The organism is Sphingobacterium sp. UBA6317, from assembly GCF_002440385.1.
In the GTDB taxonomy this organism is placed as follows: Bacteria; Bacteroidota; Bacteroidia; order Sphingobacteriales; family Sphingobacteriaceae; genus Sphingobacterium; species Sphingobacterium multivorum.
In genome coordinates, this window is the sequence record NZ_DJTD01000055.1 from 17,805 (window position 1) to 40,760 (window position 22,956).

The following is a 22,956-nucleotide window of genomic DNA, read 5'->3' on the forward strand; positions in this document are numbered from 1 at the left end:
ATTTACAAACCCAATAGTTTGCGGTTAAGGCTATCATTGGTTTCGACGGCAGCAAAATTATCGAACGCCTTATCAGTAACACGGATAATATAGTCTTTAATATGTAGCGCGCCTTCCCGTGCACCATCTTCAGCATTTTTGAATGCACATTCCCATTCCAGTACTGCCCAGCCTTGATAATCATATTGTGTGAGTTTGGTAAATATGGATTTGAAATCCACTTGTCCATCACCAATTGATCTAAAACGACCTGCTCTTGACTGCCAGCTCTGGAAGCCACCATAGACGCCCTGACGACCAGAAGGATTGAATTCAGCATCTTTAACATGGAACATTTTAATTCGTTTATGGTAAATGTCGATGAATTGAAGATAGTCAAGACATTGAAGGACAAAATGGGAGGGATCATAGAGAATGTTTGCCCGATTGTGATAATTTACATTTTCGAGAAATAAGTCAAAAGTAGCACCGTCATGGAGATCTTCTCCAGGGTGTAATTCATAGCATAGGTCGACATCATACAAGTCACATTCATCAAGAATGGGTAACCATAATTTTGCAAGCTCAGCAAAACCTGTTTCGATCAACTTCGCGGGTCTTTGTGGCCAAGGGTATATAAATGGCCATAGAAAGGCTCCACTAAAGGTCGCCAGCGCTTTAAGCCCGAGATTGTGGGAAGCTCGTACGGCATATTTTAATTGCTGGATCGCCCACTGTTGTCGTGCTTGAGGATTACCATGTAAATGCTGTGGTGCAAAGGCATCAAATAGATCATCGAAACTTGGATTTACAGCCACTAATTGCCCTTGGAGATGGGTTGAAAGTTCGGTAATTTCCAATCCGAAAGACTGTACTTTCGCTTTTAGATCAAGTGCATAGCTTTTATCGAGCGCTGCTTTTTCTAGATCGATAAAACGGGCATCCAAGGTGGGCAGTTGTATACCCTTATAGCCAAGTGCTGCAGCCCACTGGCAGATAGAGTCCAAGGAGTTAAATGGCGCTTCATCACCGATAAACTGCGCGAGGAAGATGGCAGGGCCTTTAATTGTTGTCATATGTATTGCGTTTAGAAAAAGACTACGTTATGTACAAAACAGATCCATATTCCAATACGTTTAAAGAAATGGCTGCGTCTGTCGTTTATACTATTATAATTTGGTTATCTAAGCTACCTGCTTGTTTAATACAATATTACAAAAATTTGCAACCGGTTGCAATAAAATCAAAAAAAAACCTTAAACTTGTCTAGACGATCCATTCTTACGCTTTCCAAATGATATAAGAATGTCTCGTCTAAACAAGTAAAGCTGTCAGGCACCAGTGTGGCGCTTGATTGTGGAGAAGACTTGATTTGAGCGGGAAATTTCCCCTCGAGTAATAACCCAATAAACCAATTATAAATAAATGGCAAATAATGTTTATGATGCAATTGTCATCGGGTCTGGGATCACAGGTGGCTGGGCAGCCAAGGAGCTAACAGAGCGTGGACTTAAAACCATAATGTTAGAAAGAGGACGCAATATTGAGCATATCAAAGATTACCCATCACCCAATAAAGATCCATGGGATTTTCCGCATCGGGGCCGGGTGCCATTGGATCGCGCCCAGCACTACCTACCTTTTGGAATTAAAAATCAATGGATGAATGAAGGGAACATCGACTTTTGGACTAATGAGACAGAGAGTCCGTATAAGGAGATAAAACCCTTTAATTGGTTCCGGGGTTATCACGTTGGCGGGCGTTCGCTTATGTGGGGACGGCAGAGTTATCGTTGGTCGGATGTTGATTTTGAAGCAAATAGCAGAGACGGACATGGCATTGACTGGCCCGTACGTTATAAAGATATAGCACCTTGGTATAGTCACGTTGAAAAATTTGCCGGTATTTCGGGTAATAGAGACGGTATAGCGGTGTTGCCTGATGGTGAATTTATGCCACCCATGGACATGAATATCGTGGAAAAAGACCTTGCCGCACGCTTAAAATCGCATTATCAGGGAAAACGACATTTTATAATTGGCCGGGTAGCCAACATAACAGTGCCCCACCATGGCCGTGTTAATTGCCAATACCAAAATAAATGTTGGTTGGGTTGCAATTTCGGCGCTTACTTTAGCACACAATCTGCAACATTGCCCGCAGCAGTGAAGACAGGGAACCTTACCTTACGGCCATTTTCAATTGTAAAGAGTATTATTTACGATCGTGATACCCAGAAAGCTAAAGGAGTAGAAATTGTTGATGCGGAGACGAATCAAACCTATGAGTATTTTGCTAAAATCGTCTTTGTATGTGCTTCAACGTTAAATTCCACCTGGGTATTAATGAATTCCGCTACCAATGTATGGGAGGGTGGGCTTGGAAGCAGTAGTGGTGAACTGGGACATAACCTAATGGATCACATGTTAAATAGTGGGGCTGGGGGAAGAGTAGAGGGATTTGTGGATAAATATATTTTTGGACGACGGGCCAATGGATTATATGTGCCCCGATTTGCCAATATTGCCGGCGATACCAAGAGGAGAGATTACGTCCGTGGTTTTGGCTATCAGGGTGGGGCTTCGAGGGGACAATGGTCGGGTAAGGTCGATAATAAGAGCGTGGGCGGCGCTTGGAAAGATGCTATCGCCGAGCCGGGCAGCTGGGGAGTGGGTTTCAGCGCGTTTGGTGAAATACTCCCATATCACGAAAATAAAGTCCTATTGGATTCATCGGTAAAAGATAAATGGGGACTTCCCGTATTGGCAATAGACGCAGAGATTAAGGATAACGAGCGGAAAATAAGGGTTGATGCAAGCAATGAAATGAAGGAAATGTTAGAATCTATCGGTGTCAAAGACGTAACAACCTACGATAACGGGTTTAGTATGGGACAGGGAATTCATGAAATGGGAACAGCACGAATGGGAAATGATCCGAAAACCTCGGTATTAAACAAATTTAACCAAGTATGGGATGCTAAAAATGTTTTTGGGACAGATGGGGCCTTTATGACTTCTTCTTCCTGTGTGAATCCATCGCTTACCTATATGGCATTTACAGCTAGGGCAGTAGATTTTGCTGTAAATGAATTAAAAAAAGGGAATCTTTAATTATTTTATGATGTAATAGTTATGAATAGACGAGAAGCAATACAACGTGTAGCCATGCTCATGGGCGGAACAGTTATTGGTGCTTCATTATTTTTGGAAGGATGCCAAAGGTCTGCTTCGAAAGATATAGAAATGCTCTTTGATTCAAAATCAATCGATTTTTTGGGTGATCTCGCTGAGGCCATTCTTCCTAAAACCACTACACCGGGGGCGAAGGAAGCTGGTGTAGGTTCTGAGATTCCCGTTCTGGTGCGAGACTGCTATAAACCTGAAGAACAGCAGGTCTTTCTGGCTGGAACAGCCGGAATTGACGAACGTGCCAAGAAAGAATTTGGACGCAATTTTCAGCAACTCGAAAAGAAAGACCAAACGGCCTTTGTCGATATTTTGGACAAGGAAGCGCAGGATTATGACGAAAAGAAATCCGCTAACGATCTACCTCATTTTTTCACACTGTTTAAACAGCTTACTCTCCTTACATTTTTTAGCTCAAAATTGGGAGCCACGGAAGTATTCCGTTATGTGAAAATCCCAGGGAAATATGATGGCGATTTCCCTTATCAAAAGGGTGACCATGCCTGGGCAACCTAGCTAAAAATCGTATAAATTTAATATTGACCCCTTGTCCTTAATTGGCAGCGGGGTCAATTAAAGAGGTTGTCAAGCCTATGAACTTTAACAAATTTTTGCTATCGAAAAGTAGAGTGGTAAAATGTGTCCCTGTTTTCATCGTCAGTCTGGTACCGCCCGGAAACGAGCTTCCCGCATCAAGTTTTTGCTTTTTGACATGGTGTTGGCTGAATTTTGAAAGAGCCTCTTTGACTGTTGTTTTATTGATCGCCAGATCAAAAGGTAATCCTTCGACAATCAAAAACTTGTCTTCTGGTATATCAAAAAATAGTTCATTGACGGATTTATCAGCCCCATAATTGCTATAAAGTTCTAAACCGGATTTTGTGATCCATTTTGCATACTTTTCTTCGTTGGCATCTTCATAGAATTCTGTTTTCACATTCAATGTAGCAGCAATTTTATCCACTGTCTGTGGAAATACAAATTCACTGTTTTTATTTAACAATGATTTTAAGTCGGCTTTATTCTGCGCGAAAGTCGTTGCCGCAAAAAGGAAAAGACCTATATTTAATTTTAGTGCTTTTATCTTCATCGTATCTTTGTTATATCTTTGGCAATTGTTTTTATCCGTAAGATTAAAATTAATCAAATACATAAAAAAATACAATAGTACTTTATACTTGTTTTATTAATCAGTACTGGAATGATGGTAATGTTGTTGTAGTTGTTGGACCTATCTATCGCGCTGAAATTAGTTGATCAAATATCGTTATGCCGAAAACAATTTGAAGTATTGGACAGTTACAATTTAAATTGTACTTTCATAGCGTTTTTAATAAAGGAAGATATTTACTTTTTATGATCACAACCAAGTATTTCAACTATCGACAAATATTTAATTTAGCGGGCGCACATTTAATATGGCTGACGCTTTGGTGTTCTTTGGTGGCGGTCATTTATTATTTTTTCAATTGGCAGTGGATGATAATTCCGTGGGTGCCATTGGCATTAATCGGAACGGCCGAATCTTTTTACGTTGGTTTTAAAAATAATCAAGCCTATGACAGGCTTTGGGAAGCCCGAAAAATCTGGGGTGGAATTGTCAATTCAAGTCGTTCGTTCACGGCTATGTTATATGCTTTTGATACCCAAGACGGTGATCATACCGATTTGGAGGAACGGAGGAAAAGAATCGCTTATCGTCACATTGCCTGGCTCTATACTTTTCGTGAGCAGTTGTTGGTCCCGACAGAGTGGGAGCATATCAGCATGAAAAAACATTTTGGTTCAATGAATGTGAAACGGAACAGGTTGATAAAGGCTGGCTTTCCAGATTATAGTAGAACTTCGATTTTTTTGCGTAAATATCTTTCTGCGGAGGAGTTTAAGTTGCAGAGCGAATATAAAAATTTTGCGACTTATTTGATTTCTAAACAAGCAAAAGAAGTGAATGCGTTGAAAAATGATCAGATTATTTCGGATTTTAACCAAACGCAACTGCAGAATTGCCTGAATCAATTTTACGATTATCAAGGACAGGCAGAAAGGATCAAAAAATTTCCATCACCTAGGCAGTTTGCCAGTACAGCCTTTGTCTTCAATGTTATTTTAATCATTCTACTTCCTTTGGGCCTCGTGAATGAATTTGCGAAATTAGGGGACTGGGGTATCTGGACCAGTATTCCTTTTTGTGTGGTCATAGGATGGATTTATATTGTGATGGAATTGGTCGGCGATTATACCGAAAATCCTTTTGGAGGTCTGATGTTTGATGTACCGATGCTTTCCATTTGTAGGACCATTGAAATTGATTTATTGCAGATGGTGGGAGATGAGGATCTTCCGGAAGCTATTGCATCGAAAAACGGTGTGTTGGTTTAGAACTTCTTACAGATCTATTACCAATGTATTTTTTACCTCAGCGATCATAAAGGAACTGTGGGTGCTTGCAATGTGCTGTAAGCTAGTTAGTTTTGTTAACATGAAGCTGCGATAGTCTGCCATGTCCTTGACACAAATCTTGAGGATATAGTCGTAGTCGCCACTCACGTGAAAACACTCGGTTACCTCTTGAAGGTTCATGACCTCTTTTTCAAACTGTAAAATATACTCCTTTTTGTGCTGTGTTAATTTTACGTGGCATAATACGAGGAAATCTTTTGCTATCTTCTTTTTATCAAGTATGGCGACATAGCCTGCGATAATTCCCGTATTTTCGAGCTTGCGGACTCTCTCATAGACTGCTGTCACGGACAAGTTCAGCTTGTAGGACAGTTCTTTGGTCGTTTGTTTCGCATCTTCTTGGAGAAAACGCAATAACTCAAGGTCAATTTCGTCAAAGTGCATAGATTATTTTTTTGTGTTTGGTATCAGTTTTTAAAGTGTTCAGATGTTTTAACTAATTATTGTTGATATAATAGATTTATATTCTAATATAGATAAAAATACTTGTGATATAATCTAAAATATCTCAATTTTAAAGATAAAAATATGGATAATTTTAATGCAGCAAATGAAATTCAAGATTTGCAATACTTTGGAGAGTTTGGAGGTGTGAATCCGTCAATTTCAGACAGCTCTACCTATACCTTTCTTTCCGCTAAAAAAATGTTCGACACATTTGAAGGGAATGCAGAAGGCTGTTATCTCTATTCAAGACATTCCTCGCCAATGAATTTGTATTTGGCGCAAGCTTTAGCAAAAATGGAGAATACCGCTGCGGCCAATGTAACATCTTCGGGTATGGGAGCGATCACAACAGTTCTTTTACAGTTATGTAAAAGCGGCGACCATATTATTTCCAGTAGGACGATCTACGGTGGAACTTATGCCTTTCTCAAAAATTTTCTCCCACCTTTCCAGATTGAGACAACATTTTTGGATATTAATGATGCCCACGAAATCGAAAGATCGATAAGACCTAATACAAAGGTGCTGTATTGCGAAAGCGTGAGCAACCCTTTATTGCATGTGGCTGACTTAAGAAAACTTTCAGCCATCTGTAAAAAACACAAGCTAAAACTGATTGTCGACAATACGTTTTCTCCGTTGTCTATATCGCCAATACTTTTGGGAGCAGACATTGTCATCCATAGTCTAACGAAATTTATCAATGGCAGTAGTGATACAGTAGGTGGGGTTTATTGTGGAAGTCAGGAGTTTATTAATGAAACGAAAAATGTGAACACAGGGACCTGTATGTTATTGGGACCAACGATGGACAGCTTACGTTCGGCGAGTATATTGAAGAATTTAAGAACACTTCATATACGGATGAGACAACATAGCTATAATGCGATGTATCTTGCCGAACGGTTTGAGAAAGATGGACTAAAGGTATCTTATCCGGGCTTACATTCGCATCGAGATCATGAATTAATGAAAAGTATGATGCATGAGACCTATGGTTTTGGAGGCTTAATGACAGTTGATGTGGAAACCACTGAAAAAGCCAATGAATTAATGGAACTGATGCAGGCTGAAAATTTAGGGTATTTAGCCGTCAGCCTAGGATTCTATAAGACGCTATTCTCCTGTTCAGGTAGTTCTACGTCATCAGAAATTCCTGAAGAAGAGCGCTTAAAGATGGGTATTTCCGATGGATTGATCAGGTTTTCCATTGGCCTAGATCAAGACATTGAGCGCACTTATCAAAAAATGAGAGCATGCATGCAAAAGATTGGGATTTTGGAGTAATAAGCAGTATCTCGGTTGGGTTCATTTATGGGATAATCAGACATCTTGACATGTTTTGGAGGAAACTATGGATAGTTTTCTGATTGATTGGAGTGCAAAAAGTTTCAATTGTCACATAGACATCACTATTTACGATGATAGGGGCTGTAATAGCTCAAAAATCTCTTTTGGCATATCATTAGCAATTTAAAATCAATATTTTAGTTAATATGGCAAAGAGACTTTTACTGATATTATTCTTATTTGTTTTGGGTGATATCTATTTTTTTCAGGCTTTCAGTACGGTTATTCGTGGTTCGATTTGGCAGAACATGTATTGGGGGATTGATATCCTGTTGTTTTTTGGTGTTTTTACATTAATTTTTTTGCGGAGAGCGGGTTATGATGTCCAGGAGACAGCAACAAGTCTGATTACAGCATTTTTAATTGTTTTCATACCAAAATTGCTTGCTGTTCCCTTTTTATTTGTTGAAGATCTGATGCGTATTTTTCGTTCCTTTCCTCCACGTAGTATATTTTTGAGTGAGATTGTATTGTTTTTGGCGGGGGCCATGTTATTGGTTATTTTTTTCGGTTTAACGACAGGTCGTTATTTTTATAAAGTGAGAGAGGAAGTATTGAGTTTTCCTGATCTACCTACGGCGTTTGACGGTTTTAAAATTACGCAGCTATCGGATATTCATTCTGGTAGTTTATCTGATTTCAAAAGGGTACGTAAAGGTATCGAATTGGCAAATGCACAAAACAGTGATCTGGTATTGTTTACGGGCGATCTAGTCAATAATAAAGCTTCCGAAATGGAACCCTGGGTTTCGGACTTCAACCGATTAGAAGCTCCTTCGGGCAAGTTTTCAGTCCTTGGAAATCACGATTATGGGGACTATGTGCAATGGGAAAGTGTTGAATCAAAAGCCTTAAATTTGAATAGGCTTAAGGAAATTCATCATGAAATGGGATTTAAATTGCTGCTAAATGAATCGATAGCGATAGAAAAGCAAGGTGAGCGTATTTCGTTAATTGGAGTTGAGAATTGGGGGAAAGGAGGGTTTCATCAATATGGTGATCTTGCTAAAGCAACCCTTGGATTGGAAGCGGATACCTTCAAAATTTTGATGTCTCATGATCCTTCACATTGGGATCATGTTACTTTGGACTATGACCAACATGTCCATCTGACGCTGGCAGGACATACGCATGGTATGCAGTTTGGGATAGAACTATTTGGGTTAAAATGGAGTCCAATTCAATATTTTTATAAACAGTGGGCCGGACTCTATCAAAAACAAGGAAAATATCTTTATGTCAACCGCGGTTTTGGTTTTCACGGCCTAAAAGGTCGGATAGGTGTTTGGCCTGAAATTACGGTTATTACATTACGGAAAAGCGTTGTCTGATATTTTGGTATGAGAAACAACGCTCATCTGTTCTATCAATCGATAAGATTCATTTCCTTTAATCGGCTAAAGATAATCTGATCTACGGCAGAAGTCCTATGTTTGTCCTTATAGGTTAACCATTCAAATGTCTCGATTTCATTCGCTGGATGCAATACTCCTTCGAAATCAGAAAAGTAGCAGGTCATTCTTACGAGCGTATCTTGATTTCGTCCATCGGCGATTGCTTCAAAGGTGCCCAAAAGGCGCATTGATTCTTCGACGATGTGCACAGAAAGCTCCTCCAGTATTTCTCTTTTTAAACAGGTAATATCGGATTCATTATTCTCTCGTTTACCACCAGGAAAGTAAAATTTTGTTTTAGTCTTGGAACGTGTGCTCAGTATTTTCCTGTCTTTAATGTTAATTAAAGCAACTTTGTCTATTATTTTATGCTGCATATTGCAAAACTAGCCATTGAGAACGAAAAATCAGATAGCATGGTGGAATACTGCTTGAAATTTTATTCAAATTGGAGTATTTAAAGGAAGATGAACCTTTATATTTCTGATGTTAGTATCTTAACAATTTCATTGAAGCCTCTTTGTTTTGCGTGTTGCAAAGGGCTTGTGCCATTGAAATCTGGAATATCCAATTTTGCCCCAGCATCTTTTAGAATCTGAATAATTTCCTGATATTTTTTGCTTCCGTCACCGACTACAATGGCTTCCATCATAGCAGTCCATCCTAAACGATTGACATGATCCAAAGGGAAATTTTTGGTATTGGCCAATAATCTTACCGTTTCTACATATCCACGTTCGCATGCCGGGATTAAAGCTGTGCCGTTATATCGATTAAATAGATCGAAGCGAGGGCCGTGATCTAAGAAAAGTTTGACGAGTTCAACTTGCCCACTTGCACCTGCGTATAAAAATGGGCTATCCATATTGTCGGCCTGAAGGTTGACATCGGCACCATACTCTACCAATAATTTGGCCATTTCAATATTTCCATTGTTTGTCGCGATAAGTAGAATAGAACGTTTATTCGTATCTTCGCTATTTACGTTGGCATTATTCTCGAGCGCTTTTTTCACTCCCTCTAAGTCATTTTTGGTGACCAATTTAATAATTTCTTCCTGGGACGAATTTTCGGTATATGAGTTTTCTGTTAATGCCGATCGGCACGAATTTGTTATGCTCATCATTATCAGGAGTATTAAAGTTGTTTTCATCATTTTATTGTGCTATAATTTTTTCGATAAAGCCGAAGAAGCTTCGATGTTTAATACAAAAATAGTAGCTAAGGCTGTTTTTACAATGTGGTTTTCATTCCATCTGTTGGACAATTTATTACTACAGTGTATTTTAAGTGTCGTTCTCATTGGTCTCATGCTGGCTGAAAGTACATTCGTGGTAGTTTCACCTTATGTATACTGTTGAGCAAAAGTCGGCGCTGTGATAAATTGTTCAAATATCGAGATGTATTCTGCAAAAGATCAGGGAGAATCATTGCGACCTTTGTTCTGGTGATACTGAATAATAAATGTGGAAAAATAATACCGTTTCTATTGTCCAGTAAATTTTAGAGAACAAGAAAAAGAATATTATCAAAATAAATATGAAAGCTAAAACATATATTTTAAAAAACGTACGGCTTGAGACAGGATTCGAGTTTGATGGAAAGGAAGTTATAAGCACAAATACGGCTTTATTCTGTGTTGAAGTTGAAGAGGGTAATATCAAAGGAATCAAACCACATACTGCAAATGCTAATGCGATCGATGCAAAAGGACACTTGATGTTGCCGGCTTTTAAGGATATGCATGCCCATTTGGATAAAATGTTGTTTGGTCTGCCATGGGAAGCTGTATCGCCAACACGGCATACCGTAAAAGATATGATCGCGTATGAGCAGAAGATGATCCCAGAATGGTTAAGCACCTCAGTCGAAAGAACGGGCAAAATGCTGCGTTTTCTGCAGGCATACGGAACTGATTTTATTCGTTCACATTTCAATGTCGATCCAACATCTGGACTAAAATCGTTAACAAATTTGGAAAAGGCACTGGCATCTAAAAAAGACACGGTAGAAGCGGAGCTGGTTGCTTTTCCACAGCATGGCCTTTATTATACAGATACTTTACCCATTTTGAAGGATGTTGCAAAACTGGATGCTGTTAGTTTCATAGGTGGAGTAGATCCGTACTCTTTGGACGGAAGTATCGAAAAAAGTATGGACCAGATTACGCAGTTGGCGCTTGATAACAATAAGGGCATTGACATACACCTCCATGAAATGGGAGAAAGTGGTATGAAGACAATCGAGTTTTTGATCGACCGTACATTGGAAAACCCTCAATTAAAAGGGAAAGCTTTTGTTAGCCATGCTTTTGCACTTAGTCGTCTCACAAATGTAGAAGCCGAAAAAATTGCGGCACGTCTCGCAGAGGCGGGTGTAGGAATCGTGTCCTCTGTGCCCTTTGGCAATATGATTATGCCTATTCCGACACTTCGGAAATATGGTGTGAAGGTTTTGATTGGAAATGACAATATTCAGGATCACTGGAATACGTTTGGTTCGGGAAACATGCTCCTGAAAGCGAATCTAATTGCTGAGCTGTATGGCTATGGAACAGAATTCGGCTTATCCAGAACACTCGCTTTCGCCACACGTTACAAATTGCCTTTGGATAATAATGGAAATCAACAATGGCCGAAAGTGGGCGATGAAGCCAGCATGGTGTTTGTTGAGGCAAGTTGTTCTGCTGAAGCAGTTTCTCGGATTTCACCGGTGACTTCATTGATCCACAAAGGCAATATTGTGTTCTAAAGTACGCCACTATCGGATAATAATTGCGTTCCGAACGCTAACTGCCTTCGGGATTCCAGCAATGTGTCGTTTCCTAAATGCCCAACCAATTGTACGTTATTGCGTGGAGAAATATTGAATTTAAGAGAACAATTTTGTTGAAGAGCCGGTTATCCTCATAACTGGCTTTTCACGTCTAAGGCCTTGCTGTAGAACAGATGTTTTTAGGAGTGGTCATTTGTAATTGAGGCGAGAATAATGTATGTTGGATAAAAAATAATTTATACGATGGAATTTTCACCATTTAACGGGGTTGTCAAACTTTGCCTAAAAGGCATACAATTGAAAGAAAACGGTAAACACGATGAAGCCCTGTCCTTTTTTACAGAGGGTTATCGGGAGGCAAGCGATGACCATGAGAAGTTTATTGCAGCCTATTTTGTATCTCGACAGCAGAAAACGGTTTCGGATCGTTTAAAATGGCTGCACATAGCCTTAGATCACGCATTGGTAATCAGTGATGATCGGACTATCAGTGCATTGCCCGGAATGTATTTGAAGATTTGTGCCTGTTACACAAGTTTAGGAGAAGAAGCAATGGCAAGTGAATATGCAAGGTTGGCCTCTTCTTTTAAGAACATTCCCTTTGATAAGGGACCTTTTTATCACGGTACAAAAGCAGATGCACAAATCGGCGATTTATTGGTTCCAGGCTTCAATTCCAACTATCAAGCCGACTTCAAAATGAATCATATTTATTTTACAGGTATGATGAATGGGGCCGGACTTGCAGCGGTCCTGGCAAAAGGTGAGCGCAGCGAGCGGGTATTTATTGTTGAACCTACCGGTTATTATGAGCATGACCCTAATCTGACGGACCAGAAGTTTCCCGGAAATCCGACACGTTCTTATAGATCTGAGTTTCCATTAAAAATTATAGGTGAGGTTGCTGAGTGGGCAAAACCAGGTGTTCAGGAACTTGAAAAATTTCGTGATAAACTAGATCAGAATGGTGGCGAGATTATCAATTAAGAAACCAGGAGCGGTTGCTCCGGCAATCGGAATTATGTCTTACTGATAACAATCTGACTGATGACTTCAAAATCTGAAATTCGATAATCGTCGTCAAAAAATAACCCGTTGATATAACGTTGTATAGGATAGAACAGATCGGCCGGTGTATCACCGAAAAATGTTTTGAAATCGTTCGGAATAGAATACAGATAATTGTATTGCCCTTTACCCAAACTGATACCGCCGATCTTTTTGAGATAACCCGTTATCTTATGTTTAGTTTTGTTGGAGAATGCTTCTTTCGTCTCTATAAAATAATCTTCAATGTAAAAATTACGGATATCATGAAGATTAAGTATGCTGTTTGGAGCAGGTTTGATACGTCTTGAATAGGATACATCAACCAAAATACAACTGGCTTTATGCGCTTTCGAGAGATCTATAAAGTAGCCTTCATCGACCATAAGGTGTTTACTGTCTTTATATACACCGAGCAGCATTTCATTGATCTCCCGATCCGAATAATCGGATATATTAGAAGATCTTCCCAACTTTTCAAATGCGAGATCACTTTCACTCCAATTTTTTCTAATTCTATTAAGCTCGTGCTGTTGAAAAGTTTTTATTTTCTCCATATATAATTTGTCTAACCTTACTTTAGCGAGTTTAAAGATAATTTTAAAACTTTACTTTCATCAATCTTATGGCTTGCAAAGTGCAATTTGAATCAAATCTAATTTAATAGAGTCTTTGTTTGCTGCTGTAGAAATGCGCGGACGCGCTATGTTGAGGAGGGATAAATACCTGCACCTAAGGTTCTCTATATAGGCATGCGTACATTAAACCAACTAGATGTATTGATAATAGGCCGTGTTGGGATCACGTCATAATCAATCGGGATGACCGGCAATAGTTGCGAAAAGCAAAACGATGACCTAAGTCAACAGTCCCTGCAGGGGAGTTTCCTATTCAAACCATTTTGATTAGATCATATCGATTCTCGGTACAATGCAATGAAGGAAGAGCCATCTGTATTAACAAATGGCTCTAGTAGTTTTTATTTTACAGCCTTAAGTAGGATATCTAAGGTGAATTCATCATCGATAGCGCGATTGCCTAAGTCGGAGAAAAAGCTTGCTGAACGATACTGTATATCAAAGTCCAGTCGATTTACTTTGACTCCGATAGCTTCAGCGGAAAGCCCATCTGCAGTTGTGGTGACTTTTCCTGGAAAGGAGATCGATTTTGTTTTATTCTTGATCGTCAGATTGCCTGTTATGATTGGATTGCCTTTGCTATTATCAACCTTACTGATGACAAATTTACTGTTGGGATAGGTAGGTACATTGAAGAAATCTTCATTTTTTAGGTGCCCGGTCAATTTAGGTGCATCAGTACAAGCCATGGAATTCATATCTATGGTAAAACCACCGCCGGTAATTTTCCCTTTTTCTGTCTGTACCGTTCCTTCTTGTATATTGATTGTTCCCACATGTCCTCCGACAACTTTTTTAGCATTCCATTTGATTGTCGAATTTTGCGTGTTCACTTTGTAGCTTATCTTTTGGGCGAAGGCCATTGATGTTAAGCAAATAATTGCTAGCGTTAGACTGGTTCTTTTCATTGAAATGATTTATATGAACTCAAATATACATGGTCTTGTGCGGGTATTTCTATGTTTAAACTTGTTTTTTTGTCTGCGGAGTGTCAATATTGTGTTTGCCTTGCTCTATTCGTCATCAATACCCGCTAACTTAGTACAATATAAAAAGGGGATCGGAGATATCTTCGCATCCAAATTGTGGTCTATAAAAAAAGATAATATGATTAAGTCGAAAGGTTATGCGGCGAAAGACAGCAGTTCTCCACTTGAATACTGGGAGTTTGAAAGGAGGGAGCTTGGTGCAAACGATGTTTTAATAGATATCTTATACAGCGGGATCTGTCACTCCGATATTCATCAAGTACATGACGAGTGGGGTGGTACACAGTACCCAATTGTTCCCGGGCACGAAATTGTCGGTCGGATAAGTGCCGTTGGTAGTGGAGTGACTAAGTTTAAAAAAGGCGATCTGGCAGGTGTGGGTTGTATGGTGGCTTCCTGTGGTGAATGCGATAACTGTAAGTCAGACCAACAACAGTTCTGTTCAGAAAAGAAGACCGTCTGGACTTACAACAGCAAGGATGTGATGCATGATCACAGCTATACTTTTGGTGGTTATAGCAATAATATTGTTGCGGATGCGGACTTTGTGCTGCATGTGCCGGAATCGTTGGATATTAAAAAGGTGGCACCGCTACTCTGTGCTGGAATCACCACCTATTCGCCATTAAAAAGATGGAATATTAGCAAAGGACATAAAGTTGGTGTGTTGGGCTTAGGTGGATTGGGACATATGGCTGTTAAAATTGCAGTAGCAATGGGAGCAGAAGTCACAATGATAAGCCATTCTCCACGTAAGAAGGAGGATGCGGCTCTACTTGGCTCACACAAGTTCTTAAATACGCATGAGGCAGATGAAATAAGAGAATTCTCATCGTATTTTGATTTTATTATTGATACCGTATCGGCACCGCATGATTATAACCTCTATCTTGCATTATTGAAAACAAAGGGAGTTTATATTTGTGTGGGGATTCCAGCTGCGCCCATGGAAATCAATGGACGCTCAATTATGGGGGGAAATAAGATTCTAACGGCTTCCAGCATTGGGGGAATACAGGAAACTCAAGATATGCTTGATTTTTGTGCTGAACATAATATTCTACCCGAAACAGAAATGATTGATATCGACTATGTAAATGAAGCTTATCAAAGGGTATTGGATAGTGATGTAAAATATCGTTTCGTAATCGACATGTCGTCTATTGAAAAGTAATCCAAGAACAGGTCGGTTAAAGAGCCGACCTATTTTTTTAATCGCAATAAAATCTTTACGCGTTTTGACAATTGGATTTGAAGAATGCTGACATGATTCAAGATGGATACCGTAACTTTAGCTTGAGCTTTTCAGCTGGAAAGGCATAGCTATTTTTTTATTTAAAGGAACAATAAAATAGATAATTTCAATGAAGAAGGTAGAAATACAGCACACAGATTTGCAGATAGCTCCAATTAATTTTGGTGGGAATGTTTTTGGCTGGACATTAAATGAGCAGCAATCGTTTGAAATGCTAGATAAATTTGTAGGAGCGGGGTTTAATTTTATTGATACGGCAGACACCTATTCGTGGTGGGTAAATGGAACCGGAGGGCAGTCCGAAGAAATTATTGGAAAATGGTTAAAAAGCCGTGGTAACCGTCAAAATATAGTAATCGCAACAAAAGTCGGATCGGAAACGAAGGAACACGGATATGATATCTCAAGGAAACATATCTTGAAATCGGCTGATGAATCATTACGACGGTTGGGAGTAGATCATATAGATCTATACTATACCCACTTTGACGATAACATAACCCCCGTGGAAGAGACGTTGTCGGCTTATGCGGACTTAATAGAGGCAGGCAAGGTACGTTATATCGCCGCTTCCAATCTATCGCCAGCGCGTTTAACGGAAAGCTTTGATGTAGCAGAGAAAAACGGTCTTCCCAAATATGTTGCGTTGCAACCGCATTACAATTTGGTAGAGCGTGCAGGTTTTGAAACAGATTATGCGGGCTTGGTCGAGAAGTATGGGTTGAGTGTATTTCCATATTGGTCGCTTGCAGCAGGTTTCTTGACCGGTAAATACCGTACTGAAGCTGACTTTGATAAAACGGCAAGGGGCGGTGGAATCAAAAAATATTTTGATGCTAAGGGTAAAGCGGTCCTGAAAGCGCTCGATGCTATCTCCGAGAAGCATGAGACAAAACAGGCTACTGTAGCATTAGCATGGTTGTTGGCTAAACCGCTGATTACCGCTCCCATTGTGAGTGCCACAAGTGAGCGTCAATTGGATACGCTATGTGCGGCGCCGGCTCTTAAGTTGGATACAGAAGATATCGAATTATTAAACGAGGTCAGCAATTAAAATACCGGTAAAAGAGCAATCACAAAATCCCTACATTTCTGAGGGATTTTGTTTTTATTGAGAAGTCGTTCTTGATAGACGGTGGAGATAGCTTATGTATTTTAACAAGTTTATCGTAAATTGGACGCTAAATTGATCTTATGAAACGGTTCCTAATATTATTTTCTTTTATGCTTTTTGGCAGAAGTTATGCGCAAATGCCTACACCTTTTGAACGGGGCAATGGTAATCAATCCACAACATTTGAAGAAATGCGGGCCTACTATCAGGAATTGGCGGAGAAATATACAACAATTCACTATGAAACACGGGGAGAAGACGATAACAATAAACCAATAGATGTGGTCGTATTTAATCCGTTTGGAAAGACACTGGAAGTCGCTAGGAAAGGGAAGTGTATTTTATTGGTCAACAACGGTATTCATCCCGGAGAACCCGATGGTATTGATGCCACTATGATGCTCATGCGGGATTTGGCGACAGGAAAGGTAAAGGCACCTCAAAATGTTATCGTTGTTGCGCTCGCGAGTTACAATGTCAGTGGGATGTTAAATCGTGGGAGCTTTTCCCGAGCTAACCAAAATGGCCCTGAAGAGTATGGCTTTCGTGGAAATGCAAGGCATTATGACTTAAATAGGGATTTTATTAAGACAGACACTAAAAACTCGCGCAGTTTTCAGCAGATTTTCCACTGGGTCAAGCCGGATGTTTTTATCGATAATCATGTGAGCAATGGGGCCGATTATCAGTACACTTTTACTTATATCTCAACAAACAAAGAACGTCTGGGAAACCTTTTAGGTAATTATTTTAATAACAACATGCAAAAAACCTTACTGAAAGATCTCCAGGAGAAAGGGTTTATGTCTGTTCCCTATGTTAACATCCACAACGATGTACCTGATGGTGGTTTTCCAACTTTTATGGATTCGCCAAGATATGCAACAGGTTACACCAGTCTATTTAATGTCATCGGAACCGTGGTGGAAACACATATGTTGAAACCTTATCAAGAACGTGTCAAAGCGACTTATGATTATATGCGTTGTAATCTGGATTTTATGGAACAGCATTATAAGGAGATTAAACAAAAAAGAACTGAAAATCTCAAGCAATATCAAATAGGGGATAAATATGCCATAGCATGGAAGCTTGATTCATCGAAATATGAACCACTGGACTTTAAGGGCTTCGAGGCAAAAAATAAGCCGAGCGATGTCTCCTCGAAAGATAGATTGTGGTATGATAGAAACGCTAAGTTTTCAAAACAAGTTAAGTTATATAATACCTATGTTCCGACAAAAGAAGTAACTATTCCATCGTATTATGTCATTCCGCAGTCTGAATGGGAGATTGTTAACTTGCTAACACTCAATCAGATCAAAATGATTCCGCTAAAACAAGATATGGTAATAGCGGTGGAACAGTATCGAATTAAGGATTTCAAGACAACTTCAAGTCCTTATGAAGGGCATTATTTACATTTTGATACCAGCCTCCTCCGGGAATCCAATAAGGTAAACTTGCGTGCTGGTGATTATTTAGTCCCCTTGAATCAGGACGGTGTAAAGTTCTTGCTGGAAACTTTAGAACCTGAAGCAATAGACTCTTATTTTAATTGGAATTTCTTTGATGCGATCTTAGGACAGAAAGAATATTATTCAGCATATGTTTTTGAAGATACAGCAGCCAAACTTCTAAAAGAGAATAAAGATTTAAGAGCTGCCTTTGAACGCGAGAAGATGAACAACCCTAAACTTGCTGCGAGTAGTAGTGCGCAGCTGGATTGGATATACAAACATTCACCTTACTATGAAGAGTCACATCTTCTTTATCCTATTTATCGCATCAATTGATCACGGTGATTTTTGATACACAAGGCTGCGTTCGTTACAATATGGCTATCTTATAAGTATATCCAGGGTAATACCAATGAACATTATGACGATCAAATAGGAGATAAAGCCTATTATTAAAGCGGCAAATGCTTTGAAATAGCTGATCTTTTTAGTCTTATCAAAAAACTGTCCCATGGCCCAGGAGTAATATGCAAAGGTCACCAATGTTGCGTATAAGATAAAACGCTGGTGGGTTATACTATCAATTATTGCAAAAAAAGCATAAATTAACATCGCCATCCCCATAATAAAACATAATAAGATGATGATTTCAAAAAGATTATAGCCGTATTTTTTAAAGAATAATTTAGTCCAAAGGGCGATAAAGAATCCCATGATAATGTTAGCATAACCATAATGATCTTGTAGCCATCGGAAGATGTGGGTCGTGATGATGAGTTTACTTTCAATACCATGGCTGTCGATTGACTGCATATACTGTTCTTCAGTATGGAAAAAGTGGGCAATAATCGAGTACACTAAAGAGGTTACAATAACAAAAATAATAGGTTTGACCAGCCGGCTACGATTCTCAGAAATGTAGTTTTGCACATTCTTCCCCGGCGCTGTTACCAATCCGCTAATGGTATAGAGAATACCGCGTTCAAAGTGAAGCACATGTTCTATTTCATGGGTGATATAATGCGCATCTATTCTTTTCAGCGTTGCAGGTTGGCCACAATCGGGACAAAATTTTGACGTAATGTCTGTACCGCAGTTTTTGCAAGTTATCATGTTGAAGTTTTTCTTTAGGTAATTAAGGTTAGGTACTCTATATCATTTTTAAAGCCTATAAAGGCAAACTTTCTTTACGGACCATTTTATTGGAGGTATTCAGCAACTTCCACAAGCTTGTATTTGGGGCTCCGTTGCAAAAACTCACCAAGAAAAGCTGCGTGAGTAGCACCGGTGATCAGCAAAATACGATCTTGCGCCGTGACAGGGATCTGATTTAAATTGGAGAGTATCCGTAGATTTCTTCCGTAAATTTTAGTGGCTTCGTCTGCTCCTTCAAAATTACCTTTTGTACTACTGTAGGTTAAGATATCAGCGTTTACATTGATAAATTTTTGCAGGGTCTCTTTATGATTAAATACCTTTAATTTATCTAAAATGGAGAGTTGGTCAATATGGGTGAATTCCTTCATGATTTTTCCCATGTAGTTTTTATACGTTACAGTATCCACCTGGTTCTCCAGTTCATTGGCAATGTTGTAATTATATGCTGCAGTTTGTTGTTCATCAATTCCATAAATTGTTTTTACCCCTGCAAGTTTGCCAACTTCATAAGCGATTAACGCTATTTCACCACCAAACTTAGCTTTATGGCTTTTGTCGTCGATAAAAGATCTGTAGTCACTGTTCAATTCTTTGTTTTTTTCAGGAATGACTTCTACGCAAATGATGGTTGGTTTAAAATCAGCCAACAGTTTGGCTACATGATAAGTTTCTCTTCTGTTTTTTTGATCTTTTTCATCAAATTCTACTTTATGGGCATCAGGGGTATAGCTCATGTGAAATGTCCCAAAATTTAAAACTTCGATTTTCTGCTGTGCATAGCTGTTCCCAAAAAATAAGACCCCAAGGGCGATTCCAATATTTCGAATCTGTATAGTTTTAATAAGCATCTGTGTAAGAAATGGTTTTATGTTTTTTCCGGCTTTTCGTTCAGTTAGCTGTATTTTTCTAGCTGTTTTGTCCAAAAGTATTACAGTTTGTCCAAATAAAAGCTACACTTGAGTGTAGTTTTATTTAACTTCGAAACTTAGAATTTCGTTATGGATTTTAACGCGCTATTTTCACAAAAAAATACTGTTGATCGTCTTTCAGAAAAGGACATCCTGCAGACGCATGGCTATATTGAGCTTGTCAAAGCTTTCTCACGAATTACTTACCAAAGTATCTATCTAATCGATTATCAGGCCAAAAGCTTTGAGTTTGTTTCAGACAACCCGCTGTTTCTCGCTGGTTTAACAGCCACAGAGGTGATGGAAATGGGCTATGGTTTTTATCAAAAATATGTTCCGTCCGATGATTTCCGGATGCTCATTACGATTAACGAAGCGGGGTTCAGTTTTTACGAAAAAATACCCATCGAGGAACGGAAGCTTTACGTTATATCGTATGATTTTCAGATACAAAATGCGCATAACAAATTTATTTTGATTAATCATAAACTGACGCCGGTTTTTTTGACAGAAGAGGGGAAAATATGGAAGGCAATTTGTATCGTATCTTTATCCACCAATGTGTCTTCGGGCAACGTGACGATCGAAAAGTTGCACTCCAACTTAGTTTGGGAGTTGGATCTGTTGACTGGGAAATGGAACTCCCAAAAAAAGATTAACCTTACTGAACGTGAAATAGAAATTTTACGCTTTTATCATCGCGGTCTGACCATTCATGAAACTTCCGAAAAAATTTTCGTTTCCATTGACACGGTAAAATTTCATCGGCGAAAATTATTTGAAAAACTGGGGGTAAGTAACATGAATGAAGCATTGGTTTATGCATTGAATAATAGGTTATTGTAACGATGGCTTGACGGATGTTGAAATGTTCAGGGCAAGCGCCTCAACCGAGGCGCTGCAGATTATTTTTTTACCAATAAGGGTAAGTACTTCTCGTAGCCCTGTGCTTTCATCTTGTCTTTTGGAATAAATCGAAGTGAAGCACTGTTTATACAATAGCGTAGACCACCTTTATCTGCCGGTCCATCGTTAAAAACATGGCCGAGGTGTGCATCACCAGTTTTGCTACGTACTTCCGTTCTGCGCATCCCGTACGAATTGTCGGAGTGTTCTTGAATCAAGCTATCGCTAATTGGTTTGGAAAAACTTGGCCATCCACAGCCCGATTCAAATTTATCTGTTGAGACAAATAAGGGTTCTCCGGTTGTGATATCGACATAAATGCCTTCCCTAAATTCGTCATTATAGGCATTGTCAAATGCGCGCTCTGTTGCACTGTTTTGTGTAACATCGTATTGCAATGGAGTTAACTCCTTCTTCAAGGTCTCCTTGTCAGCTTTTTTATACCTGTTTTCAATGTTCACTTTGGCTTTTTCGGGGTTGGCATTTCGTGCAAGTTCAAATAAATCAGGGCTTATATGGCAATAACCACCGGGGTTTTTGTCCAGGTATTTTTGATGATAAGCTTCAGCATTATAGTAATTCTGTAAAGGTTCTATTTCCACCACTATTTTGCTCTTGTATTGACTTGCTAAAGCAGCTATTTGCTCTTTGATAACAGCAGCATCGTCGGCATTGGTATAATAGATGCCTGTACGGTATTGCGTACCGATATCGTTGCCTTGTTTATTCAGTGAAGTTGGGTCAATTGTTTTGAAGAAAAGGTCTACGAGCAGCTTTAGATCGACAAGCGCTGGGTCGAAGTTTACCTTTACGGTTTCGGCAAACCCGGACGTTCCTGTCGAAACTTGTGCATAAGAAGGGTGCTGAAGGTTTCCATTGGCATAGCCAACTTCCGTTGCGGTGACCCCGCGCACTTGTTTAAAGAAGTGCTCAGTTCCCCAGAAGCATCCTCCTGCAAAATAGACAACATGATCTTTTTGATTTGTAGTATTCATAGTATTTTGTGTTGACGGTTTTAAGTCTTTCCCTTTTTGTGAAAAGCAAACCTTGCTGATCAGAAATAAGCCGGTCGCTATAGCAAGGAGGACGAATAAGTGTTTCATGGTATGGATTGCTACATGAAAGAAACAACATTGTTTCTTTCATGTAGGCTACAAACACCGTACCTTTCTGGATGTTTAACTTAGAAGATATAAACAGTTTTGACTCTAATAGATTCTTTTTACAATTGGAAGACGAAATAAGTCTATGAAAGGTATGTCCTGACAAAAAGACCTTTTAGCTAAACTTCGCCAGCTGTATCTCTGACAGGAGAGTTCCTATATAGGTGATGTCCTACGAACTGCGCACGCGATCGTTTAATCCATATTGTTTTAAGTACTGTTCTTGTGACAAAGTTAACTGTCAGGGAAAGACTCGTTCGGCTTAAGGCTACAGCATGACTCTGTCGGTTTGATCAGGCCTATGTGTAGCTGTCTCACTGTGGCTATAATAGCCTGTTTGTCGTAGTAATAAAGTTGGTGAAGCTGTTGCTGTGTACCCTGTACTGCGAACGAGTCGGGCAAACCAAGACGTTTTAACGTAGCCGAGTAACCATGTTCCACCATAAATTCAAGCACTGCGGTGCCCACTCCACCTGCGATACATCCATCTTCGATGGTGATGATAGACGAATATGATTGGAATACCTCATGTAATAACGCTTTGTCGAGCGGTTTAAAAAACCGGAGATCATAGTGCCCGACGTGGATGTCCTCCTGGAGCAGCTCGCAGCAGGCGTCCTGTGCATATTTACCAACGGGTCCAAGAGAGAGTAGGGCAATGTCTTTACCTGAACAAAGTCTTCTTCCTTTTCCCATTTCAAGTCTGGAGTTGCTACCTTTGAGT

The 22,956-nt window shown here is 39.4% G+C and carries 22 protein-coding genes and 1 pseudogene; 11 read left to right on the forward strand and 12 right to left on the reverse strand.

The features are described 5' to 3' along the window. Positions 1-2: 2 nt before the first annotated feature. Entirely contained in the window at positions 3-1,055 is a 1,053-nt protein-coding gene (locus B3E92_RS19145) for a sugar phosphate isomerase/epimerase family protein (RefSeq protein WP_286767292.1), read from the reverse strand. 349 nt (positions 1,056-1,404) lie between these two features. Here B3E92_RS19145 and B3E92_RS19150 point away from each other — a divergent pair, with 349 nt between their 5' ends. Both B3E92_RS19150 and B3E92_RS19155 read left to right on the forward strand, forming a co-directional pair. Next, complete coding sequence (locus B3E92_RS19150; protein ID WP_286897941.1) at positions 1,405-3,093, forward strand: GMC oxidoreductase; 1,689 nt, start codon at positions 1,405-1,407, stop codon at positions 3,091-3,093. A gap of 21 nt (positions 3,094-3,114) precedes the next feature. Continuing rightward, on the forward strand, positions 3,115-3,684 hold the full coding sequence (locus tag B3E92_RS19155) for a gluconate 2-dehydrogenase subunit 3 family protein (RefSeq protein ID WP_070561079.1): 570 nt from the start codon (positions 3,115-3,117) through the stop codon (positions 3,682-3,684). 37 nt (positions 3,685-3,721) lie between these two features. Here the strand turns inward: B3E92_RS19155 and B3E92_RS19160 are convergent, their stop codons facing one another. Beyond that, a complete protein-coding gene (locus B3E92_RS19160; RefSeq protein WP_286897943.1) occupies positions 3,722-4,258 on the reverse strand; it encodes a hypothetical protein in 537 nt (178 codons plus the stop codon). Between the two features lie 266 nt (positions 4,259-4,524). Between B3E92_RS19160 and B3E92_RS19165 the strand changes: the two genes are divergently transcribed. After that, a complete protein-coding gene (locus tag B3E92_RS19165) occupies positions 4,525-5,547 on the forward strand; it encodes a bestrophin family protein (protein ID WP_046672841.1) in 1,023 nt (340 codons plus the stop codon). Positions 5,548-5,553: 6 nt separating this feature from the next. Here the strand turns inward: B3E92_RS19165 and B3E92_RS19170 are convergent, their stop codons facing one another. Further along, a complete protein-coding gene (locus B3E92_RS19170) occupies positions 5,554-6,012 on the reverse strand; it encodes an Lrp/AsnC family transcriptional regulator (RefSeq protein WP_286897945.1) in 459 nt (152 codons plus the stop codon). A 144-nt stretch (positions 6,013-6,156) separates the two neighbouring features. On the opposite strand from B3E92_RS19170, the gene B3E92_RS19175 reads away from it, so the two are divergent. Together B3E92_RS19175 and B3E92_RS19180 are read left to right on the forward strand one after the other, a co-directional pair. After that, positions 6,157-7,362, forward strand: coding sequence for an aminotransferase class I/II-fold pyridoxal phosphate-dependent enzyme (locus B3E92_RS19175; protein ID WP_204991120.1), 1,206 nt, complete (start codon positions 6,157-6,159; stop codon positions 7,360-7,362). 209 nt (positions 7,363-7,571) lie between these two features. Then, positions 7,572-8,756, forward strand: coding sequence for a metallophosphoesterase (locus B3E92_RS19180; RefSeq protein ID WP_286897946.1), 1,185 nt, complete (start codon positions 7,572-7,574; stop codon positions 8,754-8,756). Between the two features lie 35 nt (positions 8,757-8,791). Here the strand turns inward: B3E92_RS19180 and B3E92_RS19185 are convergent, their stop codons facing one another. Both B3E92_RS19185 and B3E92_RS19190 read right to left on the reverse strand, forming a co-directional pair. Next, the gene (locus B3E92_RS19185; protein ID WP_112376394.1) at positions 8,792-9,196 is read right to left on the reverse strand and encodes an NUDIX hydrolase; all 405 of its coding nucleotides are present in this window, start codon (positions 9,194-9,196) and stop codon (positions 8,792-8,794) included. A gap of 98 nt (positions 9,197-9,294) precedes the next feature. Then, positions 9,295-9,945 carry an ankyrin repeat domain-containing protein gene (locus B3E92_RS19190; RefSeq protein ID WP_286897947.1) on the reverse strand — a complete coding sequence of 217 codons (651 nt, stop codon included), beginning with the start codon at positions 9,943-9,945 and terminating at the stop codon, positions 9,295-9,297. A gap of 413 nt (positions 9,946-10,358) precedes the next feature. Here B3E92_RS19190 and B3E92_RS19195 point away from each other — a divergent pair, with 413 nt between their 5' ends. Then, positions 10,359-11,570 carry an amidohydrolase gene (locus B3E92_RS19195; protein WP_286897949.1) on the forward strand — a complete coding sequence of 404 codons (1,212 nt, stop codon included), beginning with the start codon at positions 10,359-10,361 and terminating at the stop codon, positions 11,568-11,570. Between the two features lie 267 nt (positions 11,571-11,837). Next, positions 11,838-12,581, forward strand: a complete 744-nt coding sequence (gene arr, locus B3E92_RS19200; RefSeq protein WP_286767298.1) for an NAD(+)--rifampin ADP-ribosyltransferase — start codon at positions 11,838-11,840, stop codon at positions 12,579-12,581. A gap of 32 nt (positions 12,582-12,613) precedes the next feature. Here arr and B3E92_RS19205 read toward each other — a convergent pair whose 3' ends face one another. Next, positions 12,614-13,198: a hypothetical protein gene (locus B3E92_RS19205; RefSeq protein WP_204991123.1), complete on the reverse strand. Its 585-nt coding sequence runs from the start codon at positions 13,196-13,198 to the stop codon at positions 12,614-12,616. Between the two features lie 422 nt (positions 13,199-13,620). Next, positions 13,621-14,187, reverse strand: coding sequence for a YceI family protein (locus B3E92_RS19210; protein ID WP_286897952.1), 567 nt, complete (start codon positions 14,185-14,187; stop codon positions 13,621-13,623). 199 nt (positions 14,188-14,386) lie between these two features. Here B3E92_RS19210 and B3E92_RS19215 point away from each other — a divergent pair, with 199 nt between their 5' ends. The 3 genes from B3E92_RS19215 to B3E92_RS19225 all read left to right on the forward strand — a co-directional run bounded on the left by B3E92_RS19215 (position 14,387) and on the right by B3E92_RS19225 (position 18,433). Next, the gene (locus tag B3E92_RS19215) at positions 14,387-15,442 is read left to right on the forward strand and encodes an NAD(P)-dependent alcohol dehydrogenase (protein WP_286897954.1); all 1,056 of its coding nucleotides are present in this window, start codon (positions 14,387-14,389) and stop codon (positions 15,440-15,442) included. Between the two features lie 190 nt (positions 15,443-15,632). Then, positions 15,633-16,577 carry an aldo/keto reductase gene (locus tag B3E92_RS19220; RefSeq protein ID WP_286897956.1) on the forward strand — a complete coding sequence of 315 codons (945 nt, stop codon included), beginning with the start codon at positions 15,633-15,635 and terminating at the stop codon, positions 16,575-16,577. A 140-nt stretch (positions 16,578-16,717) separates the two neighbouring features. After that, entirely contained in the window at positions 16,718-18,433 is a 1,716-nt protein-coding gene (locus B3E92_RS19225) for a hypothetical protein (protein WP_286897958.1), read from the forward strand. A 45-nt stretch (positions 18,434-18,478) separates the two neighbouring features. Here the strand turns inward: B3E92_RS19225 and B3E92_RS19230 are convergent, their stop codons facing one another. Both B3E92_RS19230 and B3E92_RS19235 read right to left on the reverse strand, forming a co-directional pair. Continuing rightward, entirely contained in the window at positions 18,479-19,210 is a 732-nt protein-coding gene (locus tag B3E92_RS19230) for a DUF3667 domain-containing protein (RefSeq protein ID WP_286897959.1), read from the reverse strand. 86 nt (positions 19,211-19,296) lie between these two features. Continuing rightward, positions 19,297-20,103 carry a DUF5694 domain-containing protein gene (locus B3E92_RS19235; protein WP_286897961.1) on the reverse strand — a complete coding sequence of 269 codons (807 nt, stop codon included), beginning with the start codon at positions 20,101-20,103 and terminating at the stop codon, positions 19,297-19,299. Between the two features lie 150 nt (positions 20,104-20,253). Here B3E92_RS19235 and B3E92_RS19240 point away from each other — a divergent pair, with 150 nt between their 5' ends. Then, a complete protein-coding gene (locus B3E92_RS19240; protein ID WP_112376400.1) occupies positions 20,254-21,009 on the forward strand; it encodes a response regulator transcription factor in 756 nt (251 codons plus the stop codon). A gap of 59 nt (positions 21,010-21,068) precedes the next feature. On the opposite strand, the gene msrB is transcribed toward B3E92_RS19240, so the two are convergent. From msrB to B3E92_RS19250, 3 genes and pseudogenes are all read right to left on the reverse strand, one after another. Further along, a complete protein-coding gene (gene msrB, locus B3E92_RS24280; RefSeq protein ID WP_349675893.1) occupies positions 21,069-21,488 on the reverse strand; it encodes a peptide-methionine (R)-S-oxide reductase MsrB in 420 nt (139 codons plus the stop codon). Positions 21,489-21,596: 108 nt separating this feature from the next. Continuing rightward, a pseudogene (gene msrA / locus B3E92_RS24285) lies at positions 21,597-22,172 on the reverse strand (peptide-methionine (S)-S-oxide reductase MsrA); the annotation flags it as partial. A gap of 294 nt (positions 22,173-22,466) precedes the next feature. Continuing rightward, positions 22,467-22,956, reverse strand: a 490-nt coding sequence (locus tag B3E92_RS19250) for a transketolase C-terminal domain-containing protein (RefSeq protein WP_286897962.1), incomplete at its 5' end; no start/stop codon positions are given.

What these genes read in the sequence shown, in the direction of transcription:
- B3E92_RS19145 (WP_286767292.1), bottom strand. Translation starts at nt 1,055, where the DNA reads ATGACAACAATTAAAGGCCCTGCCATCTTCCTCGCGCAGTTTATCGGT.
- B3E92_RS19150 (WP_286897941.1), top strand. Translation starts at nt 1,405, where the DNA reads ATGGCAAATAATGTTTATGATGCAATTGTCATCGGGTCTGGGATCACA.
- B3E92_RS19155 (WP_070561079.1), top strand. Translation starts at nt 3,115, where the DNA reads ATGAATAGACGAGAAGCAATACAACGTGTAGCCATGCTCATGGGCGGA.
- B3E92_RS19160 (WP_286897943.1), bottom strand. Translation starts at nt 4,258, where the DNA reads ATGAAGATAAAAGCACTAAAATTAAATATAGGTCTTTTCCTTTTTGCG.
- B3E92_RS19165 (WP_046672841.1), top strand. Translation starts at nt 4,525, where the DNA reads ATGATCACAACCAAGTATTTCAACTATCGACAAATATTTAATTTAGCG.
- B3E92_RS19170 (WP_286897945.1), bottom strand. Translation starts at nt 6,012, where the DNA reads ATGCACTTTGACGAAATTGACCTTGAGTTATTGCGTTTTCTCCAAGAA.
- B3E92_RS19175 (WP_204991120.1), top strand. Translation starts at nt 6,157, where the DNA reads ATGGATAATTTTAATGCAGCAAATGAAATTCAAGATTTGCAATACTTT.
- B3E92_RS19180 (WP_286897946.1), top strand. Translation starts at nt 7,572, where the DNA reads ATGGCAAAGAGACTTTTACTGATATTATTCTTATTTGTTTTGGGTGAT.
- B3E92_RS19185 (WP_112376394.1), bottom strand. Translation starts at nt 9,196, where the DNA reads ATGCAGCATAAAATAATAGACAAAGTTGCTTTAATTAACATTAAAGAC.
- B3E92_RS19190 (WP_286897947.1), bottom strand. Translation starts at nt 9,945, where the DNA reads ATGATGAGCATAACAAATTCGTGCCGATCGGCATTAACAGAAAACTCA.
- B3E92_RS19195 (WP_286897949.1), top strand. Translation starts at nt 10,359, where the DNA reads ATGAAAGCTAAAACATATATTTTAAAAAACGTACGGCTTGAGACAGGA.
- arr (WP_286767298.1), top strand. Translation starts at nt 11,838, where the DNA reads ATGGAATTTTCACCATTTAACGGGGTTGTCAAACTTTGCCTAAAAGGC.
- B3E92_RS19205 (WP_204991123.1), bottom strand. Translation starts at nt 13,198, where the DNA reads ATGGAGAAAATAAAAACTTTTCAACAGCACGAGCTTAATAGAATTAGA.
- B3E92_RS19210 (WP_286897952.1), bottom strand. Translation starts at nt 14,187, where the DNA reads ATGAAAAGAACCAGTCTAACGCTAGCAATTATTTGCTTAACATCAATG.
- B3E92_RS19215 (WP_286897954.1), top strand. Translation starts at nt 14,387, where the DNA reads ATGATTAAGTCGAAAGGTTATGCGGCGAAAGACAGCAGTTCTCCACTT.
- B3E92_RS19220 (WP_286897956.1), top strand. Translation starts at nt 15,633, where the DNA reads ATGAAGAAGGTAGAAATACAGCACACAGATTTGCAGATAGCTCCAATT.
- B3E92_RS19225 (WP_286897958.1), top strand. Translation starts at nt 16,718, where the DNA reads ATGAAACGGTTCCTAATATTATTTTCTTTTATGCTTTTTGGCAGAAGT.
- B3E92_RS19230 (WP_286897959.1), bottom strand. Translation starts at nt 19,210, where the DNA reads ATGATAACTTGCAAAAACTGCGGTACAGACATTACGTCAAAATTTTGT.
- B3E92_RS19235 (WP_286897961.1), bottom strand. Translation starts at nt 20,103, where the DNA reads ATGCTTATTAAAACTATACAGATTCGAAATATTGGAATCGCCCTTGGG.
- B3E92_RS19240 (WP_112376400.1), top strand. Translation starts at nt 20,254, where the DNA reads ATGGATTTTAACGCGCTATTTTCACAAAAAAATACTGTTGATCGTCTT.